This is a genomic window from Aeromonas sp. 600724, assembly GCF_049175135.1.
Classification (GTDB): domain Bacteria; phylum Pseudomonadota; class Gammaproteobacteria; order Enterobacterales; family Aeromonadaceae; genus Aeromonas; species Aeromonas veronii_A.
Genome location: NZ_JAAKUM010000001.1, coordinates 491,983 through 510,626 on the forward strand (window position 1 = coordinate 491,983; position 18,644 = coordinate 510,626).

Genomic DNA, 18,644 nt, shown 5'->3' on the forward strand with positions numbered 1-18,644 from the left:
GGAAACAGATTACTCCTGCGGCAGTGAGAAGCGGGCTGTACGACCGTTGTTGTAACGGCTCATATCAAACGACTGACCCTTGTAGTCAAGCTTGACGGCCATGGGCGCGCCAATGATGAACTTCAGGGGCTCGGCGCCTTCCAGCACCAGCTCGTCGTTGGCCTTCTTCAGACCACTGAACAGGGTCTTGCCGTTGGCATCCTTCACATCCAGCCAGCAATCGGCGGTGAAGCTCATCTTCAGTTGCGGCGCAGTCGCCGGATCAACGACAGCCTCTTCAGATTCGGTGCCATTGGCGCCGGATACCGCAGCATCGGTCGCAGTGCCGACAGCCGCGCTGACATCGGTCGGGGCAACAGCCGCAGAAGCAGGCGCCAGGGTAGCAGTCGCATCGGAGACCACCGCGGGGGCAGTCACGTCAGTGGCGGCAGGTGCGATGGCAGCGCCTTCCACCGGAGCCGTTTTGATCGCATCGGGCGGCGTGATAGCAGGTTCAGCCGGAGTCGAACCGGTTGCACTCATCTCGGTGGCTGCCAGCGCTTCATCACCGGCGGAGCGACGGGAAGTACTCTGCCACCACCAGGCGACCGAGAGCGCAATCAACACCAGAATAACCAGCCAGGTGACTACCTTGAGCCGATTGTCGTTGGCTTGCTGGCGAGAGCGACGGGAGAAGCTCTGCATGTCGATATTGTCGGGAGGAGTCAGACCCAGCTTGTCGTAAGCGGCCAGAATGGTCTCTTCCGGGATCCCGACCAACTTGGCATAGGTACGCAGATAGCCCCGAATAAAGGTATGGGACGTATGTTTGTCGTAGGTATCCGATTCGATGGCGGCGATCAGGGTCAGACGAAGGTGAATGCGGGACGCAACCTGTTCTCGTGTCCAGCCAAGCTGTTCACGGGCATTGCGCAGCAGCTGGCCTGGACCTGCTGCCTGGGAATCGTCTTGTTGGAAATCGTGTGGCTGTTCAATAGTCATTGGCTAAATAACGCTTGGCTTGTTGCGAAGTGGGATATTGCCTTACCAGCTCAGTCCCGAATTGGTGAAGTAATGCCGGCTTGTCCATTGCCTGTGCCAATCTGAGTCTCAACCAGAGACTCTCCTCATTCTCGTCTGACACATCGGCAAAACGGGCGAGGTAGGACTGCACATCAGGCAGCTTGCCATCTTTCATGGAAAGCTCGGCCAAGTCCAGCAATAACCTTGGATTGCCCGGATTATACCCCAAGGCCAGGAGATAGTACTCGGTTGCTTTATCATTTCTGCGATTTTGCAGGGCACAAAGTGCCGCATTTTCATAGGTATCGGCAATCTTCACATAGCCTGGTTGAATAACAGCCTGGTTGAATGCCTTGTCTGCCTCATCATAACGGCCACGATCACAGAGGAAGGCGCCATAGTTGTTCATTGCGTCAGCATTGGACGGATCCATGGCAAGGGCGTTCTTGTAATGCTCTTCAGCCGCCTTGAAATCCCCCACCCTCTGGTAGAAGTAGGCAAAACCGATCTGCACTTGAGGATTGGAGGGGTCATACTGGAGGGCGCGATCAAGATTGAACTTGGCCTGCTCGGCATTGCCCTGACGCAGGTACTGGATACCCAGGTCGAGGCGGGTTTGGGCAGCCGCCTTGAGGTCAGGACCCACTTCACGCTGGGTCGAGTTCTGGCCAGCGTAAGTGGTCTCGGTCACACAGCCTGGCAGCGCGCAGAGCGCTGCCACTACGATCAATGTACGTGTATCCATTCCCTGTCTATACAATGGCTTAGCATTTAAACCATTTTGACGGAAATCCCATCCTGTTGCATCCGATTTTTGATAGTTCGCTTGGTACGGTCAATCACGTCACCCACCAGCTGACCACAGGCGGCATCGATGTCATCACCACGGGTCTTGCGGACAATCACGGTGAAACCGTACTCCATCAGCACCTTGGAGAAGCGATCGATACGGCTGTTGCTCGGCTTGCCGTAAGGGTTGCCCGGGAAGGGGTTGAACGGGATCAGGTTGATCTTGCTCGGAGTGTCCTTGAGCACCTTGGCCAGCTCGTGCGCATGCTGCATATCGTCATTGATATGATCGAGCAGCACATACTCGACGGTTACCCGACCACCGTTGGCATTGGATTTGGCCAGGTAGCGACGGACACCGGCGAGGAACTCCTCGATGTTGTATTTGTCGTTGATCGGCATGATCTCTGAACGCAGCTTGTCGTTCGGGGCGTGCAGGGAGATAGCCAGCGCCACGTCGATCTGGTCGCCCAGCTTGTCCAGCGCAGGTACCACGCCAGAGGTGGAGATGGTCACCCGGCGCTTGGAGATGCCAAAGCCGTAGTCATCCATCATCAGACGCATGGCGGGCACCACGTTGGCGAGGTTGAGCAGCGGCTCGCCCATCCCCATCATCACCACGTTGGTGATGGGACGCTTGCCACCGACCACGCGGGCCGCACGCCACACCTGACCGATGATCTCGGAGACTTTCAGATTGCGGTTGAAGCCTTGTTGAGCCGTGGAGCAGAACTTGCACTCCAGCGCACAGCCAACTTGAGAGGAGACGCAGAGGGTCGCGCGGTCATCTTCCGGGATGTAGACGGTCTCGACCTCCTGATCGCCCACCTGCAAGGCCCACTTGATGGTGCCATCGGCAGAGCGCTGCTCGCGGCTGATCTCGGGCGCCTTGATCTCGGCGATCGCCTTGAGGCGCTCTTTGAGCACCTTGTTGACGTTGGTCATCTGATCGAAATCATCACACCCAAAGTGATAGATCCACTTCATGACCTGATCTGCCCGGAATGGCTTCTCGCCCAGTTCGACGAAAAAGGCACGCATGGCATCCCGATCAAGATCCAGCAGGTTGATTTTTGTTTCGCTCATCAATGGCCTCAGTTCAAACACTTCATCAATTATTGGCTGACGACGTCAGGGGGCGGCATTGTACAAATAATGGGTCTGGCTTTCCACCTGGAGAATAGAGGGATATTGCGTAAACGGCGAAAACAACAAAGGGAGCCGAGGCTCCCTTGGGTCATCATCCACAAAAATCAGCCGCGCGGGCAGATCTCGTTGTCAGAGAAGAAGTAGGCAATTTCGCGGGCAGCGGATGCCGGTGCATCGGAGCCATGTACTGCGTTGCGATCGATGCTCTCGGCATAACAGGCACGCAAGGTACCAGCCAGCGCCTCTTTCGGGTTGGTAGCACCCATGATCTCGCGATTGCGACGGATGGCGTCTTCCCCTTCCAGCACCTGTACCATGACAGGGCCAGAGGTCATGAAGCTGACCAGATTGTCATAAAAAGGCTTGCCCTGATGCTCGGCATAGAAACCGGCAGCCTGTTCACTGCTCATGTGCAGCATTTTGGATGCCACCACTTTCAAGCCTGCGCTTTCGAAACGGCTATAGATGGCACCGATCAGGTTCTTGCTGACAGCATCCGGTTTAACGATAGAGAAGGTACGTTCGATGGCCATTGATATCTTTCCTTAACTACAGAGTTTTATTGTTAGAATCCATGTTCGCTGGCGATTATACGTAAACAAAAACCGGAAAAACACACAAACAAGCAACTTTTTATTAAACATCACTCCCTTGCAATCAACATCCACACTCATCTTGACCGAGCAGAGCCGGAAAATATGTGCGCTTGCGCACGATAGTTACCTTAAGCCGCCAAAACCCCATCTTTTGTTCACAATTCGAACAGCATGAAAAAGGCACCCGAAGGTGCCTTGTCTCGCCTATTTGGCTTCCGCCAGCAAGGCCCGCGCTATGGTGCGCATCCCCAGAGTATTGGCTCCCGGCGCCCAGAGGGCATCGCCGTTGTCACTGAAGCAGGCGGCCAGATCGATATGCAGCCAGCCCATCCCTTCGTTGGCAACGAAACGGGAGAGGAAACCCGCCGCGTTGGAGGCGCCACCCGGCCCGCCCCCCTTCACCGGACGGCTGTTGGCCGTGTCGGCGTAATGGGAAGGGCACTGCTGGCGGTGCCAGGGCTCCAGCGGCAACGGCCAGGCTGGCTCATGCTCGGCATCGGCATAGGTCATGGCCCGACTTACCAACCCTTTGTCGAGGCCGAACAGAGCATTGTAGCGCCCACCCAGCGCCATCACGGCAGCACCAGTCAGAGTTGCGGCATCGATGATCAGCGGTGCGCCGGACTCGCTCGCCAGTTGCAAGCCATCGGCCAGCACCAGCCGCCCTTCGGCATCGGTATTCACAATCTCGACTGTGGTACCGTTCTTGTAGGTGAGGATGTCGCCCAGCTTGTAGGCGTGGCCGGAGACCATGTTCTCGGCGCAGCAGAGGATCAGCTTCACCCGCTTGTCGAGCCCGCGCAGCATGGCCAGCGCCAGCGCACCGGTGACAATCGCCGCGCCCCCCATGTCGCACTTCATGGTGAGCATCCCCTCGGAGCTCTTCATGGAGTAGCCGCCGGAGTCAAAGGTGATCCCCTTGCCCACCAGCGCTGCTGCCACCGGCGCCTTGGGGTCACGCCCCGGGTTGAAGTCGAGCTCCAGCAATACCGGTTCGCGCGCACTGCCGCGGCCCACCTGATAGAGGCCGACCCAGCCCGCCTGTTGCAGCGCTTCGCCTTTCAAAATGCGATGACTCACCTTGTCCGGCGCCAGCTCGGTAATAAAAGAGGCAGCTTCCACCGCCAGCTCCAGCGGGCCCAACTGCTCCGGGGTGGCATTGGTCATCTCGCGCACCCAGCGGCCGCAGAGCCAACGCGCTTCCAGCTCCTCTCTGTCCTCTTCCGAGGACATGGCCCACTGCAGTTGCACCTCCGCCTTGGGGGTTTGCAGCCCTTGGGCAAAAGCCCACTGCTGTTCACGCTCCCAGTGACCAGCCAGGGTCACTTTCTGGATCCCCTGCTGGCAGAGGCGACGGGCCGCCTGCTGGATATCGAACAGCGGATTGGCCGTCACCAGATGGACCACCATGCCGTCGGCACGGTGAGAGAGCAGCGCCCCCTCCCCCCACTCGGCCGGTGCAAATTCACGACTCAGCCAGACATTCATGCGGTCACCTCCTGCAGCCAGCGTGCGATTGTGCGCAGACCGTGCCCCTTGGCGCCGGTCGCCCAGAGATCATTGCCCGATTTCTGATAAGAGGCTGCCAGATCCAGGTGCACCCAACCCTTGCCCTCATCACGCACGAAGCGGGAAAGGAACGCAGCAGCCGTGGTGGCACCGGCCGTGCCTTCTGCCGAGGCGACGTTGCCCAGATCGGCAAAGGCCGAGGTGAGCTGGCTGGCATGCCAGGGTTCCAGCGGCAGCGCCCACGCCTGCTCGTTTTCCACCTTGGCGGCGGCCAGCGCACGCTGCTGTTCGGTCTCATCGAGGGCAAACACCGCATTATAATCGCGCCCCAGCGCCATCTTGGCGGCGCCGGTCAGGGTGGCTGCGTCAAGGATATAAGCCGCACCGCTGTCGGAGGCCGCCATCAGGCCATCGGCCAGCACCAGACGACCTTCCGCATCGGTGTTCTGGATCTCGACCGAAACCCCATTCTTGTAGGTGAGGATGTCGCCCAGTTTGAAGGCGTGGCCGGAGACCAGGTTCTCGGCGCAGCAGAGAATGAGCTTCACCCGCTGGTTCAGACCGCGGCTGATAGCCAGCGCCAGCGCGCCGGTCACCATGGCCGCGCCGCCCATATCGGACTTCATCGGCAGCATGTTGTCAGAGGACTTCATGGAGTAGCCACCGGAATCAAAAGTGATCCCCTTGCCCACCAGCGCCGCCACCACGGGTGCATTGCGATCCCCGGTCGGGTTATAGTCGAGCTCCAGCAGCACAGGCTCGCGCTCGCTGCCACGGCCAACCGACCAGATCCCGATATGGCCGGACTCGCGCAGCGCTTCACCGGCGGTGATGCGAGCTGTAACCTGATCCCCGGCCAGACCACGAATGAGCAACAGGGCCGATTCCGCCAGACTCATGGGGTAGATCTCTTCCGGACAGCCATTGGTGATGTCACGTACCCAGCGAGCCGCCTTGAGCAGCGCATCCAGTTCACGGGCTTCCGCGTCGCTCTGCTGGCCAAAATCCAGTTCACGCGATCCCTTGGCGGCGTAGAACCCCTGGGCGAACGCGTAGCGACGCTCCAGATCCCAGCCTTCACCGACCAGCGTCACCCGCTTGATCCCGCTCGATTCGAGGCGACGGGCGGCGCGCTGAACGGTGCGCAGAACATCCTTCTCCTGACCGGCGGCACCAAGATGGATCAGTGCCTCGTCGCCATTGAAACTGAGCTGGGCGCCCTCGCCCCAATAGGCGGCCGCAGCCTGGGTGGATAACGCTACCTTCATCATGTCAGCCATCGTGTTTGCTTCCTTTTTACTGGCACTATGTATAAGCACTCTTTATGGGAAAGAGCTTATTGGCAAAGAGAGAATAACGAATACAAAAAAGGCCGTGCCCCCGAGGGTCACGGCCTTCCACCATATCACTGAAGCACCACAGGATGCTGCACGTGCAATTCACTCATGTGTAATTAATGGCGTTCAGAGGCAAGGTTCAGGGTGTACTTGGGCAGTTCCACCACCAGATCCTCGTCCGCCAGTTTTGCCTGGCAGCTGAGGCGCGATTCCGGCTCCAACCCCCACGCCTTGTCCAGCATGTCGTCTTCCAGCTCGTCACTTGGCTCGAGCGAGTCAAAGCCCTCGCGCACCACGCAGTGGCAGGTAGTGCAGGCACAGGATTTCTCGCAGGCATGCTCGATTTCGATACCGTTGCGCAGCGCCACATCCAGAATGGTCTCGCCGCTTTGCCCCTCGAGGGCGGCGCCATCCGGACAGAGTACGGGATGAGGAAGAATGATCAGTTTTGGCATATTACACCTTGTTGACGTTTTGTCCGGTCAGCACCTTGCGGATGGAGGCGTCCATCCGGCGGGCTGCAAACTCGCCACTGACAGCATCGGCTGCCTCAATGGCTTCTTTGATTTGATGGGTTGCGCCGCTGTTGCGCATGGTCAGCAGATGGGCGATAGCGGCATCAATCTCGGCACGCTCGGCAGCATTGAGCAGGGCATCGCCATCGGCGGCCAGCGCCGCATTGAGACTCTCGACCACCCGGTCGGCTTCAACCTGCTGCTCGGCCAGCATGCGGGCATCCATATCCTGCTGGGCATTCTCGATGGAGGCACTCAGCATGTTGAGGATATCCTGCTCCGCCAGCCCGTAAGAGGGCTTGACCTGGATCTCGGCCTGCACGCCGGAGGATTTCTCCATGGCGCTGACCGAGAGCAGACCATCCGCATCCACCTGGAAGGTGACGCGAATATGGGCGGCACCGGCGGCCATCGGCGGAATACCGGTCAGGGTAAAGCGGGCCAGGGAGCGGCAATCGGCCACCAACTCGCGCTCGCCCTGTACCACATGGATCGCCATGGCGGTCTGACCATCCTTGAAGGTGGTGAACTCCTGGGCGCGGGCAACCGGAATGGTAGTGTTGCGCGGGATCACCTTCTCGGCGAGGCCACCCATGGTCTCCAGACCCAGTGAAAGCGGGATAACGTCAAGCAGCAGCATCTCGGCATCGGGCTTGTTGCCCACCAGGATATCGGCCTGGATAGCGGCGCCAATGGCGACCACCTTATCAGGATCGATACTGGTCAGCGGCGTACGCTGGAAGAACTCGCCCACCAGTTCACGCACCAGCGGCACCCGGGTGGAGCCACCGACCATCACCACTTCCAGCACTTCCACCTGCTCGAGACCGGCATCGCGCAGGGCGCGGCGACAAGCCAGCAAGGTCCGTTTCACCAGCGGGGTGATGAGCTCATCAAACTGGCTGCGGCTCACTGATCCCTGCCAGCCCGCAAAGGTGCACGCTACCTGCTCGGCATCGGTCAGACCATGCTTGACGGCAGCGGCCACATCCAGCAGCTCGCGCTGCAGATGGGCATCCAGCTCGCCGGAGAGGCCCGCTTGCTCCTTGATCCAGTCCGCCAGCAGGTGATCAAAATCATCACCGCCGAGGGCGGAATCGCCGCCGGTCGCCATCACTTCAAACACACCGCGGTGCAGACGCAGGATGGAGATATCGAAGGTGCCGCCCCCCAGATCGTAAACCGCGATCACCCCTTCCTGACCGGAGTCAAGGCCATAGGCAATCGCGGCCGCGGTCGGCTCATTGAGCAGACGCAGTACGTGCAGACCGGCCAGACGGGCCGCATCCTTGGTTCCCTGACGCTGGGCATCATCGAAATAGGCGGGCACGGTAATGACCACGCCATCGAGATCGCCACCCAGGGTCTGGGCGCCACGCTCGGCCAGCTTTTTGAGAATTTCGGCCGATACCTGCACCGGATTGACCAGCCCCTGACGGGTTTGCAGTTGCGGCATGCCATTGTCGGCGGCAACAAACTGGTAAGGCTGCTGGCGGGTATCGATATCGGCCAGCGCCTTGCCCATCATCCGTTTGACCGAGACGATGGTGTTGTGAGGATCGAGTGCCGCTTCGCGCTTGGCATCAATCCCCACTCGAATGGCGTCGCTTTGATAGTGCACGACTGACGGGAGCAGGTCGCGCCCTTGCTCATCGCAAAGGGTATCGGCGTGACCGCTGCGAACCGCAGCGACGAGAGAGTTGGTAGTGCCGAGATCGATGCCGACGGCACGTTTGTGCTGATGAGGTACAGCGCTCTGGCCGGGTTCGGCGATTTGCAGTAATGCCATGGGTAATGAAACTTCCAGCGTTAAAGGATCAAGACTCGAGAAGCGAGTCTTCGAATCGTTCCAGCTCTTCGAGGAGCTTGTCGACAAACTTGAGTTTGCGAACGCAATCAGCGGCAACGAGATCTCTGCCGGCGGCAAGAGACTCGGTCAGCTGCTGCATCAACATCTGGTGATCATGCCTGATCTCGCTGCGAAAATCCTTGATGGCGCGCTCAGGGTCTGCGTCATCTTTCAGGTCGGCCAAACGCTCGCGCCACTCCAGCTGCTGCATCAGAAACGCGGTATCTTGCAGAGTCTGCTGTTCACCACGGATATCAGTGCCACGCAGGGAGAGCAGATATTCTGCACGGCGCAGCGGCGCCTTGAGGGTGGTGAATGCTTCGTTGATCTGGGCGGCACGTTGCACCGCAGCCAGCTGCTCCCGTTCGGGGGCGGTGGCAAAACGATCAGGATGGAATTGGGTTTGCAGCTGGCGGTAGGTATCAGCCAACTGACGGGTATCGAGCTCGAAGCCTTCAACCAGCCCAAACAGCTCGAAATGATTCATGCAAACCTCTTGGAAACGTTCGCCACTACCTCACTCGCCCCAGGCAAATGAGATGTGGTTGAACGGGTCATGGGCGACCCGTCCAACCACAGACGAAGGATCATTGACGTCAAACAGCTCAGACACTGAAGCTTTCGCCGCAACCACACTCGCCTTTGGCGCATGAGAAGGTATTGTTGAACTAAACATATCTGACCCGTTCAACAACAGACGAAAGATCATTCACGTCAAACATCTCAGACACTGAAGCTTTCGCCGCAACCACACTCGCCTTTGGCGTTGGGATTGTTGAACTGGAAGCCCTCGTTGAGGCCCTCCTTGACGAAATCCAGCTCGGTGCCATCCAGATGGATCAGACTCTTGGCATCGACAATAATCTTGACGCCCTGCTGCTCGAACACCTGATCCTCATCGGTCAGTTCATCAACGAACTCAAGCACGTAGGCCAGACCGGAGCAGCCGGTGGTTTTGACGCCGAGGCGCAGGCCAATGCCCTTGCCCCGGTTAGCCAGAAAAGAGGAAACCCGTGCCGCGGCGGCATCTGTCATGGTAATAGCCATACTGCTCTCCGGCGCTTAGAGACCTTTCTTCTGCTTGTAATCGGCGATGGCGGCCTTGATGGCGTCCTCGGCCAGAATGGAGCAGTGGATCTTCACCGGTGGCAGGGCCAGCTCTTCGGCGATATCTGTGTTCTTGATGCCAGCCGCTTCGTCCAGGGTCTTGCCCTTGACCCATTCGGTCACCAGGGAGCTGGAGGCGATGGCAGAACCGCAGCCGTAGGTCTTGAACTTGGCATCTTCGATGATGCCTTCGTCGCTGATCTTCAATTGCAGCTTCATCACGTCGCCACAAGCGGGCGCACCGACCATGCCGGTTGCAACGCTGGGATCATTCTTGTCAAAACCACCGACGTTGCGAGGATTCTCGTAGTGGTCGATTACTTTTTCACTGTAAGCCATATCTCACTCCTGCTAATTCTGTTGCTCACTGACCCGGTGGATCAGTGATGAGCCCATTCGACCGTGTTCAGATCGACGCCGTCTTTGTACATCTCCCACAGGGGGGACATCTCGCGCAGACGACCGATGGAGTCACGAATAAGCTTGACCGCGTAGTCAATCTCTTCCTCGGTGGTGAAGCGACCCATGCTGAAACGGATGGAGCTGTGTGCCAGCTCATCGTTCAGACCCAGTGCGCGCAGCACATAGGAGGGTTCCAGGCTGGCGGAGGTACAGGCCGAACCGGAAGAGACCGCCAAATCTTTCAGCGCCATGATGAGGGATTCCCCTTCCACATAGGCAAAGCTGACGTTGAGGTTACCCGGAACACGTTGCTCCAGATCGCCATTGATGTAGACGGCTTCAATGTCCTTGATGCCATTCCACAGACGCTGGCGCAGTGCCAAGATACGCTCGCCTTCACTCACCATCTCTTCTTTTGCGATGCGGAAAGCTTCGCCCATCCCGACGATCTGGTGGGTCGGCAGAGTACCGGAACGCATGCCGCGCTCGTGGCCGCCACCGTGCATCTGGGCTTCCAGACGAACGCGGGGTTTGCGGCGAACAAACAGTGCACCGATCCCTTTCGGACCATACACCTTGTGCGCAGAGACGGAGAGCAGGTCCACTTTCAGTGCTTCCACATCTACCGGGATCTTGCCCACACTCTGAACGGCATCCACGTGCAGCAGGATCTTGCGGGAACGGCACAACTCGCCGATGGCGGCAATGTTCTGAACCACGCCGATTTCGTTGTTCACATGCATGATGCTGACCAGGATGGTGTCATCACGCATGGCATTCTCGATCATCTCGATAGTGAACAGGCCGTTGGGCATCGGCTCAAGATAGGTCACCTCGAACCCTTCACGCTCCAGCTGGCGACAGGTATCGAGCACCGCCTTGTGTTCGGTCTTGGAGGTGATGATGTGCTTGCCCTTGCTGGCATAGAAGTGGGCAACACCCTTGATGGCCAGGTTATTGGATTCGGTCGCACCGGAAGTGAAGACGATCTCGCGGGGATCGGCACCGATCAGATCTGCCACTTGATTACGGGCCAGATCCACCGCCTCTTCGGCTTGCCAGCCAAAGCGGTGAGAACGGGAAGCCGGATTGCCGAACAGGCCATCCATGGTGAGACACTGCATCATTTTTTCTGCGACACGCGGGTCCACCGGACAGGTTGCCGAATAATCAAGGTAAATAGGCAGTTTCATGTTTTTCTCCGTCACAGTCCGGGTCATACAGAGTCCCGCTGTGGAAAGCACGTTTATAGTTGGACTTTCAAGCTCACATCGCCGTGTTCTGCCCGTTCAACCAGGGACAACACGGTCTTCATTTGTTCATCTTGCTTGCCGGCAATGCGGCGCACATCGGCCTGGCGTACCAGCTCGGCCAGCGTGATATCCCCGAGGAAGCTGGAGATCCGCTCACTCAGGTCGCGCCACAGGGAGTGAGTCAGGCACTGGGTACCGCCGTGGCAACCGCCCTTGCCGAGGCACTTGGTTGCATCGACCGACTCATCGACCGCGGTGATCACTTGACCCACCGAAATCTCGCCTGGGGCCAACCCGAGGCGATAACCACCACCCGGGCCACGCACGCTGCTCACCAGACCATGTTTGCGCAGGCGGGCAAAGAGCTGCTCGAGATAGGACAACGAGATGCCCTGGCGCTCGGAAATATCGGCAAGGGGGACGGGCCCCTGCTCTGCATGCAGCGCCACGTCGAGCATGGCGGTTACAGCGTAACGTCCTTTTGAAGTCAGTCTCATGTGCCTTACCGTCTTGCGAAGCAATTTAATGGGGCACATGGTCACATACCCGACCAAATCAGTCAAGTATATGGTTGAGTAAATCAGTCGGATTAATCCGGTACGCGCGCTTTCTGCACCGAGGTCAGAATACCGCGCAGAATGTTGAGCTCCGCCGCTTCCGGCCGAGCCCGATTGAACAGGCGACGCAGCTTGCTCATCACATGACCCGGATGATCATCAGCAATAAAACCGGTCTTCATCAGGGTTTGTTCCAGGTGCTGATAAAACCCTTCCAGCTGAGCGGCACTCGGGTAGACCATCTCCTCTTCAGGCTCGGCGGCCTGCCCCTGCAGCCAGCGCATCCGCACTTCGTAACAGAGGGTCTGCACCGCCATGGCCAGATTGAGGGAGCTGTAATCAGGATTGGCCGGAATGGCCACGTGGTAGTGGCACTTTTGCAATTCGTCGTTGGTGAGACCGGTGCGCTCACGACCAAACACCAGCGCAACCGGGTGCTGCATCCCCTCAACCACCGACTTTTCGCCGGCCTCACGGGGATCGAGCATGGGCCAGCTCAGGGTTCGAGAGCGGGCGCTGGTGCCAATCACCAGACCACAATCGGCAATTGCGTCGTCCAGCGTCGGGACGATACGGGCATTGGCAAGCACATCGCTGGCACCAGCCGCCAGGGCGAAGGCATTGTCATCCGGCAAGGCTTGCGGATCAACCAATACCAGCTGAGTCAAACCCATGGTCTTCATGGCTCGTGCCGCAGACCCCATGTTGCCGGTATGAGAGGTGTTTACCAAAACGATACGAATCTGATCCAACATGCCCAGTCAATCTTCAGTCAAAAATGGCGCGCAATTGTAACATAAGAGAACACAATGTTGGCACCGTAAAAGCCGAGCCATTTCAGAACAAAACTACCCGTTTGTATAACAAACCAGCATGAGGGAAGTGAGAGGGGGGGACTAAACTTGATGGATATCCGATAAACGGCACAGGAGACACCACGCCATGCTTCCTCCCTTTATCTATGAGAGATTGCCCAGCCTCTACCTGCTGGCAGCCATTGCCATTATTACGTTGAGTGAACAGCCCCTGCTCTGGTTTGCAGGCGCCTTGCTGTTTATCGCCGGAGCGGTGACCTGGATGATGCGCTCCAGCTACCGACGTACCGATCTGATTATCTTTCCGAGCAAACGCTGGCTACAGCCGGAGTGGCTGTATGAAGCGCAACCCTTTATCTGGCTGGCTGCGGGGCTGGCCATGTCACAGCTGCCCGCCCCTGCGGCACTCATCGCCTTGGTGCCCTGTCTGTGGGCCTGTCGTTGCCTCTGGGCACGGCACCATTATCGTCGCCATGCCCATGGGGTGATTGTCCACTTAAGACGGGATCCCGCCCGGCGCCGTCCGCACCGGAGCCTGCGCTGACTCGGTACGGGCGCGTTCGATAAACGTCGCCAGATCCATCAGGGGATACTTCATCAGGCTTGGCAAGCCATCGAGATCCAGACTGTCCATCAAGTTTTTCACCTCAAGACCCAGTTCGGTATCCCCTTCTATCTTCAGCTTGCGCTGGAAAAAAAGCGAATCCGGATCCTCTTTGCGACCAGCGATGAGGATCAGGTCGTTGGCGGTACCGCTGAAGCAGACATCGGCCTTGTCACACTCGCGAGCTACCACCAGCTGGCCATTCTGCTCACTGATAAACCAGCACAGCTCCAGATCAGAGACTTCGACTTTCAGCCACTTGTCTGCCAGAAACTCGAAATCGCCATCTTCGATAGCCTCTTTGAATACCCGGGCCAGCAAACTCTCCATCAGCTGCTTTTGCAGATTGAAGGGAACCAGCTTGAGGGGATGGCGCAAGAAGCGCGGAGCCTGTTCGACCAGGCGGCGTTGCAGTTGTTGAAACACGATAGACTCCCTTTTTTTGCGCATTCAAACACAGGGAGAGTGGCAAGATCCTGTTGGAAATCAAACTTGTGCAGGGTTACCTCAAGAAGGGTAAAGCCACATAAAGCTGCCTCAGGTCAAAAAGCGGGAGTGCATGGCTGCATACAATCAGGGCTCGTTTGCCCTTCATATGCACTCTCGGAGCGTACCAATGGAATTACTCTGTCCGGCAGGCAGTTTGCCGGCACTGAAAACCGCCGTGGATAACGGGGCCGATGCCGTTTATATCGGTTTCAAGGATGACACCAATGCACGCCACTTTGCCGGTCTCAACTTTACCGACAGCAAACTGGAGAAGGCGGTAGATTATGTGCATCAACATGGTCGCAAGCTGCATATTGCCATCAATACCTTTGCCCATCCCGGGGCCGATACTCGATGGAAACAGGCGGTTGATCGCGGGGTGGCCCTCGGCGCCGATGCGTTAATCATCGCCGATCTCGCCGTGCTGGAATATGCCAGCCGCCACTACCCCAAGATGGAACTCCATGTCTCGGTGCAGGCCAGCGCCACCAATGCCGCCGCCATTCGCTTCTATCAGCAGCAATTCAATGTCACACGGGTGGTGCTGCCCCGGGTGCTCTCCATGTATCAGGTCAAGCAGCTGGCCCGCGAGACCGATGTTGGCCTTGAGGTATTCGCCTTTGGCAGCCTCTGCATCATGGCCGAGGGGCGCTGCTATCTCTCTTCCTACATGACTGGCGAGAGCCCCAACACCGTCGGCGCCTGCTCACCGGCCAAGTTCGTCCGTTGGGAAGAGACCCCGAATGGCCTCGAGTCGCGACTCAACGAAGTGCTGATCGACCGCTATGGCCCGGGCGAAAATGCTGGTTACCCGACCCTGTGCAAGGGGCGTTTCGACGTGGATGGCCAGACCTACCACGCGCTGGAAGAGCCCACCAGTCTCAACACTCTGGGTCTCTTGCCCGAGCTGTTCAAGACCGGGATCCAGTCGGTCAAGATTGAAGGGCGCCAACGCAGCCCTGCTTATGTGGAGCAAGTGACCCGGGTCTGGCGTGCGGCCATCGATGCCTATCAGGCCAATCCCGAAGCCTATCAGGTCAAAGCCGAGTGGGATGCCCAGCTCGCACGCGTCTCCGAAGGTAGCCAGACTACCCTCGGCGCCTACCATCGTCAGTGGCAATAAGGAGTCCACCCATGCAATTTTCTCTCGGGCCCCTGCTCTTCTACTGGCCCAAGGCCGATACCGAAGCCTTTTACCATGCCGCCGCCGACAGTCAGGCCGACATCATCTATCTGGGGGAGACCGTTTGCAGCAAGCGGCGCGAACTCAAAGTCGATGACTGGATTGCACTGGCCCGTCAGGTGGCCAACTCCGGCAAGCAGGTGGTGCTCTCGACCCTCGCCCTTATCTCCGCCCCTTCCGAGCTCAAGGAGGTGAAGCGGCTGGTCGACAATGGCGATCTTATGGTCGAAGCCAACGATCTCGGTACGGTGCAACTCGCCAGGGAGGCAGGGATCCCCTTCGTCTGTGGTCCCGCCATCAACGCCTATAACGCCGATGTGCTGCGCATGTTGCTCAAACAGGGGATGAAACGCTGGGTCATGCCGGTGGAGCTCTCCCGTGACTGGCTGATCCAGCTCAATCAGGATCTGGGTCCCCTGCGCGACCAATTTGAGGTGGAGGTGTTTGCCTACGGCCATCTGCCGCTCGCCTACTCGGCGCGCTGCTTCACCGCCCGCTCCCTCGACAAGCCCAAGGACAACTGCGAGCTCGCCTGCATCAACTACCCCACCGGACGACTGGCCAACAGCCGCGAGGGGGAGCGGGTGTTCAATCTCAACGGGATCCAGACCCAGTCCGGCTACTGCTACAACCTGGGTAACGAGCTGGCTGGTATGGAAGGTCTGGTAGATGTGGTCAGGCTTTCGCCGCAAGGGATGGAGACGCTGGAGATGCTGGCCCGCTTCAAAGCCAACCGGCAGGGCCAGGCTCCCCTCTCCTTGCAGCAAGGAAGCGATTGCAACGGCTACTGGCGCCAGATCCCCGGTATGAGCCTGGTGGAATAAGCCCAAGGGCAAAACATAAGATAATAGCGATCAAAAGGGGGCCATTAGGCCCCCCTTTCTAATCACTCATGTCGATAGTGACTTACTTGGCGCCATGCTGCTCCGCCAGATAGAGCCAGGTATCGACCACTGTATCGGGGTTGAGCGACACCGAGTCAATCCCCTGCTCCACCAGCCAGGCGGCAAAGTCAGGGTGATCGGATGGCCCCTGACCGCAGATCCCCACGTACTTGCCCGCCTTGCGCGCGGCCTGAATCGCCATCGACAGCAGTGCCTTGACCGCCTCGTTGCGCTCGTCGAACAGGTGGGCAATCAGCCCCGAGTCCCGATCCAGCCCAAGGGTGAGCTGGGTCATGTCATTGGAGCCGATGGAGAAGCCATCCACGTGCTCGAGGAACTTGTTTGCCAAGAGGGCATTGCTCGGGATCTCGCACATCATGATCACCTTGAGCCCCCGCTCGCCGCGGCGCAGACCGTTCTCGGCCAGGATGTCGATCACCTGCTCCGCCTCGCCCACGGTGCGCACGAAGGGGATCATCACCTCGACGTTGGTCAACCCCATCACATCGCGCACCCGCTTGATCGCCTCGCACTCGAGGGCAAAGCAGGGGCGGAAGCTATCGGCGATGTAGCGGGATGCGCCACGAAAACCGATCATCGGGTTCTCCTCGTGGGGCTCGTAGCCACGACCGCCCACCAGATTGGCGTACTCGTTGGACTTGAAGTCCGACATCCGCACGATCACCCGCTCCGGCCAGAACGCAGCGCCCAGAGTGGCGATCCCCTCGGTCAACTTGGCCACGTAGAACTCACGCGGGCTGTCGTAACCGGCGATCATCTTGCCGATGGTGGCCTTGAGCTCTGGGGTTTGCTGGTCAAACTCCAGCAGTGCCTTGGGGTGCACCCCGATCATCCGGTTGATGATGAATTCAAGGCGTGCCAGCCCCACCCCGGCGTTGGGCAACTGGGCAAAGTCGAAAGCGCGGTCCGGGTTGCCGACGTTCATCATGATCTTGATGGGCAGGCGCGGCATATTGCCCACCTCGGTCACCGCCACATCGAAGTCCAGCTCGCCGTCATAGATAAAACCGGTATCCCCTTCCGCGCAGGAGACGGTGATAAGCTGGCCAGCCTCGATGCTATCGGTGGCATTGCCACAGCCCACTACCGCCGGAATGCCCAGCTCGCGGGCGATGATGGCGGCGTGACAGGTACGGCCGCCCCGGTTGGTGACGATGGCGGAGGCCCGCTTCATGATGGGCTCCCAGTCCGGGTCGGTCATGTCGGTGACCAGCACGTCGCCGGGCTGTACTTCGTCCATCTGACTGATGGAGGAGATGACCCGCGCCGGGCCCGCGCCAATCTTGTGACCGATGGCCCGCCCCTCGATCAGCACCTTGCCCGCTTGCTTGAGGGCAAAACGCTCGAGGGTGTTGGCCTCCTGGCGGCTGCGCACGGTTTCCGGGCGTGCCTGCACGATGTAGAGCTGGCCATCCTGCCCATCCTTGGCCCACTCGATGTCCATCGGGCGGCCATAGTGCTGCTCGATGATAAGGGCCTGTTTCGCCAGCGCCATCACCTCCTCATCGCTGATGCAGAAGCGGCTGCGCTCGGCCTCATTGGTGTCGACAATCTTCACCTGACGGCCGTGACCGGCATCGTCAGAGTAGGTCATCTTGATAAGCTTGGAGCCGAGGGTCTTGCGCACCACCGCCGGGCGGCCCCCCTTGAGAGTCGGCTTGTGCACATAGAATTCATCCGGGTTGACCGCCCCCTGCACCACCATCTCGCCAAGACCATGGGCGCCGGTGATAAAGACCACGTCGTTGAAGCCGGACTCGGTATCCAGAGTAAACATGACGCCGGAGGCGGCGAGATCCGAGCGCACCATCCGCTGCACCCCTGCCGAGAGGGCAACACCCTTGTGGTCGTAGCCCTGATGCACCCGATAGGAGATGGCGCGATCGTTGAACAGGGAAGCAAACACATGCTTGACCGCCGTCATGACGGCATCGATGCCACGTACGTTGAGGAAGGTCTCCTGCTGACCGGCAAAGGAGGCGTCCGGCATATCCTCGGCGGTGGCGGAGGAGCGCACCGCAAACGAGGCCTCGACACCGGCACTCAACTTTTCATAGGCAACCCGGATAGCCTGCTCCAGCTCGGGCTGGAACGGGGCTTCGATCACCCAATCGCGGATCTGCTGACCGGCCCGGTTGAGGGCGGCGATATCGTCCACGTCGAGATTGTCGAGCAGATGGTGGATCTTGCCGTTGAGGCCGCTTGACTCCAGAAACTCGTTAAACGCAAAGGCGGTGGTGGCAAAGCCCCCCGGCACGGATACACCGGCGCCAGAGAGGTTGCTGATCATCTCGCCAAGGGATGCGTTCTTGCCGCCAACTCGTTCTACGTCCTGCATTCCGAGTTGTTCGTACCAGAGCACGTACTGTTGCACTTGGATGTCTCCAGGTTGGTGGGCACCGGTGCCATAGCACCTCGTGCGCCCGATTTAATCGATGAGGTTATGGGTAAGTCAGGTGCGTTATTGTCTGTTTCTTTTGTTGCCAACGACCATGAAAACGTTTTCTACTGATTTTCAAAAAAATCCCCGAGCAAGAGTTGGGGATGGTCGAATGACCGGAACATTCTACAATGGCGACACAA

At 58.8% G+C, this 18,644-nt stretch carries 19 protein-coding genes; 3 read left to right on the forward strand and 16 right to left on the reverse strand.

What is annotated here, in order from left to right:
• Positions 1-9 precede the first annotated feature (9 nt).
• From rodZ to trmJ, 14 genes are all read right to left on the reverse strand, one after another.
• Positions 10-981: a cytoskeleton protein RodZ gene (rodZ, locus tag G5168_RS02060; protein WP_421251785.1), complete on the reverse strand. Its 972-nt coding sequence runs from the start codon at positions 979-981 to the stop codon at positions 10-12.
• On the reverse strand, positions 971-1,762 hold the full coding sequence (gene tapF, locus G5168_RS02065; RefSeq protein WP_216953941.1) for a type IV pilus biogenesis/stability protein PilW: 792 nt from the start codon (positions 1,760-1,762) through the stop codon (positions 971-973). Before tapF ends, rodZ begins: the two co-directional genes overlap by 11 nt.
• Positions 1,763-1,773: 11 nt before the next feature.
• Entirely contained in the window at positions 1,774-2,877 is a 1,104-nt protein-coding gene (locus tag G5168_RS02070; protein ID WP_005344856.1) for a bifunctional tRNA (adenosine(37)-C2)-methyltransferase TrmG/ribosomal RNA large subunit methyltransferase RlmN, read from the reverse strand.
• Positions 2,878-3,044: 167 nt separating this feature from the next.
• The gene (gene ndk / locus G5168_RS02075) at positions 3,045-3,473 is read right to left on the reverse strand and encodes a nucleoside-diphosphate kinase (protein ID WP_005333805.1); all 429 of its coding nucleotides are present in this window, start codon (positions 3,471-3,473) and stop codon (positions 3,045-3,047) included.
• A gap of 267 nt (positions 3,474-3,740) precedes the next feature.
• Positions 3,741-5,024, reverse strand: coding sequence for an aminopeptidase PepB (gene pepB, locus G5168_RS02080; protein WP_421251786.1), 1,284 nt, complete (start codon positions 5,022-5,024; stop codon positions 3,741-3,743).
• Entirely contained in the window at positions 5,021-6,325 is a 1,305-nt protein-coding gene (pepB, locus tag G5168_RS02085; RefSeq protein ID WP_005351034.1) for an aminopeptidase PepB, read from the reverse strand. Before pepB (G5168_RS02085) ends, pepB (G5168_RS02080) begins: the two co-directional genes overlap by 4 nt.
• 173 nt (positions 6,326-6,498) lie before the next feature.
• Positions 6,499-6,837: an ISC system 2Fe-2S type ferredoxin gene (gene fdx, locus G5168_RS02090; RefSeq protein ID WP_005333808.1), complete on the reverse strand. Its 339-nt coding sequence runs from the start codon at positions 6,835-6,837 to the stop codon at positions 6,499-6,501.
• A gap of 1 nt (position 6,838) precedes the next feature.
• Positions 6,839-8,686, reverse strand: coding sequence for a Fe-S protein assembly chaperone HscA (gene hscA, locus G5168_RS02095; protein ID WP_005351033.1), 1,848 nt, complete (start codon positions 8,684-8,686; stop codon positions 6,839-6,841).
• A 28-nt stretch (positions 8,687-8,714) separates the two neighbouring features.
• A complete protein-coding gene (gene hscB, locus G5168_RS02100) occupies positions 8,715-9,233 on the reverse strand; it encodes a co-chaperone HscB (RefSeq protein WP_005351031.1) in 519 nt (172 codons plus the stop codon).
• A gap of 236 nt (positions 9,234-9,469) precedes the next feature.
• Entirely contained in the window at positions 9,470-9,793 is a 324-nt protein-coding gene (gene iscA / locus G5168_RS02105; protein WP_005333812.1) for an iron-sulfur cluster assembly protein IscA, read from the reverse strand.
• 15 nt (positions 9,794-9,808) lie between these two features.
• Positions 9,809-10,192 carry a Fe-S cluster assembly scaffold IscU gene (iscU, locus tag G5168_RS02110; RefSeq protein WP_005333813.1) on the reverse strand — a complete coding sequence of 128 codons (384 nt, stop codon included), beginning with the start codon at positions 10,190-10,192 and terminating at the stop codon, positions 9,809-9,811.
• Positions 10,193-10,233: 41 nt separating this feature from the next.
• Positions 10,234-11,448 (reverse strand): IscS subfamily cysteine desulfurase, encoded by a 1,215-nt coding sequence (locus tag G5168_RS02115; RefSeq protein WP_013723838.1) that lies wholly within the window; start codon positions 11,446-11,448, stop codon positions 10,234-10,236.
• Between the two features lie 53 nt (positions 11,449-11,501).
• A complete protein-coding gene (gene iscR, locus G5168_RS02120; protein ID WP_100653984.1) occupies positions 11,502-12,005 on the reverse strand; it encodes a Fe-S cluster assembly transcriptional regulator IscR in 504 nt (167 codons plus the stop codon).
• Between the two features lie 92 nt (positions 12,006-12,097).
• Positions 12,098-12,820 (reverse strand): tRNA (cytosine(32)/uridine(32)-2'-O)-methyltransferase TrmJ, encoded by a 723-nt coding sequence (gene trmJ / locus G5168_RS02125; protein WP_139708379.1) that lies wholly within the window; start codon positions 12,818-12,820, stop codon positions 12,098-12,100.
• Between the two features lie 187 nt (positions 12,821-13,007).
• Here trmJ and G5168_RS02130 point away from each other — a divergent pair, with 187 nt between their 5' ends.
• The gene (locus G5168_RS02130) at positions 13,008-13,424 is read left to right on the forward strand and encodes a hypothetical protein (RefSeq protein ID WP_167569481.1); all 417 of its coding nucleotides are present in this window, start codon (positions 13,008-13,010) and stop codon (positions 13,422-13,424) included.
• Here G5168_RS02130 and ubiT read toward each other — a convergent pair.
• The gene (gene ubiT, locus G5168_RS02135; RefSeq protein ID WP_076491774.1) at positions 13,377-13,910 is read right to left on the reverse strand and encodes a ubiquinone anaerobic biosynthesis accessory factor UbiT; all 534 of its coding nucleotides are present in this window, start codon (positions 13,908-13,910) and stop codon (positions 13,377-13,379) included. The genes G5168_RS02130 and ubiT overlap by 48 nt on opposite strands.
• 190 nt (positions 13,911-14,100) lie before the next feature.
• Between ubiT and ubiU the strand changes: the two genes are divergently transcribed.
• Positions 14,101-15,096 (forward strand): ubiquinone anaerobic biosynthesis protein UbiU, encoded by a 996-nt coding sequence (ubiU, locus tag G5168_RS02140; RefSeq protein ID WP_421251787.1) that lies wholly within the window; start codon positions 14,101-14,103, stop codon positions 15,094-15,096.
• Between the two features lie 11 nt (positions 15,097-15,107).
• Positions 15,108-15,980 carry a U32 family peptidase gene (locus tag G5168_RS02145; protein ID WP_216978555.1) on the forward strand — a complete coding sequence of 291 codons (873 nt, stop codon included), beginning with the start codon at positions 15,108-15,110 and terminating at the stop codon, positions 15,978-15,980.
• 82 nt (positions 15,981-16,062) lie between these two features.
• On the opposite strand, the gene ppsA is transcribed toward G5168_RS02145, so the two are convergent.
• Positions 16,063-18,435: a phosphoenolpyruvate synthase gene (ppsA, locus tag G5168_RS02150; protein ID WP_227340759.1), complete on the reverse strand. Its 2,373-nt coding sequence runs from the start codon at positions 18,433-18,435 to the stop codon at positions 16,063-16,065.
• Positions 18,436-18,644 lie beyond the last annotated feature (209 nt).

Bases quoted from the DNA above. Each gene is read 5' to 3' on its own strand.
- iscU (WP_005333813.1), bottom strand. From the start codon at position 10,192: ATGGCTTACAGTGAAAAAGTAATCGACCACTACGAGAATCCTCGCAAC.
- ubiU (WP_421251787.1), top strand. From the start codon at position 14,101: ATGGAATTACTCTGTCCGGCAGGCAGTTTGCCGGCACTGAAAACCGCC.
- rodZ (WP_421251785.1), bottom strand. From the start codon at position 981: ATGACTATTGAACAGCCACACGATTTCCAACAAGACGATTCCCAGGCA.
- fdx (WP_005333808.1), bottom strand. From the start codon at position 6,837: ATGCCAAAACTGATCATTCTTCCTCATCCCGTACTCTGTCCGGATGGC.
- G5168_RS02145 (WP_216978555.1), top strand. From the start codon at position 15,108: ATGCAATTTTCTCTCGGGCCCCTGCTCTTCTACTGGCCCAAGGCCGAT.
- pepB (WP_005351034.1), bottom strand. From the start codon at position 6,325: ATGGCTGACATGATGAAGGTAGCGTTATCCACCCAGGCTGCGGCCGCC.
- hscB (WP_005351031.1), bottom strand. From the start codon at position 9,233: ATGAATCATTTCGAGCTGTTTGGGCTGGTTGAAGGCTTCGAGCTCGAT.
- iscR (WP_100653984.1), bottom strand. From the start codon at position 12,005: ATGAGACTGACTTCAAAAGGACGTTACGCTGTAACCGCCATGCTCGAC.
- G5168_RS02130 (WP_167569481.1), top strand. From the start codon at position 13,008: ATGCTTCCTCCCTTTATCTATGAGAGATTGCCCAGCCTCTACCTGCTG.
- G5168_RS02115 (WP_013723838.1), bottom strand. From the start codon at position 11,448: ATGAAACTGCCTATTTACCTTGATTATTCGGCAACCTGTCCGGTGGAC.
- pepB (WP_421251786.1), bottom strand. From the start codon at position 5,024: ATGAATGTCTGGCTGAGTCGTGAATTTGCACCGGCCGAGTGGGGGGAG.
- hscA (WP_005351033.1), bottom strand. From the start codon at position 8,686: ATGGCATTACTGCAAATCGCCGAACCCGGCCAGAGCGCTGTACCTCAT.
- G5168_RS02070 (WP_005344856.1), bottom strand. From the start codon at position 2,877: ATGAGCGAAACAAAAATCAACCTGCTGGATCTTGATCGGGATGCCATG.
- ndk (WP_005333805.1), bottom strand. From the start codon at position 3,473: ATGGCCATCGAACGTACCTTCTCTATCGTTAAACCGGATGCTGTCAGC.
- iscA (WP_005333812.1), bottom strand. From the start codon at position 9,793: ATGGCTATTACCATGACAGATGCCGCCGCGGCACGGGTTTCCTCTTTT.
- trmJ (WP_139708379.1), bottom strand. From the start codon at position 12,820: ATGTTGGATCAGATTCGTATCGTTTTGGTAAACACCTCTCATACCGGC.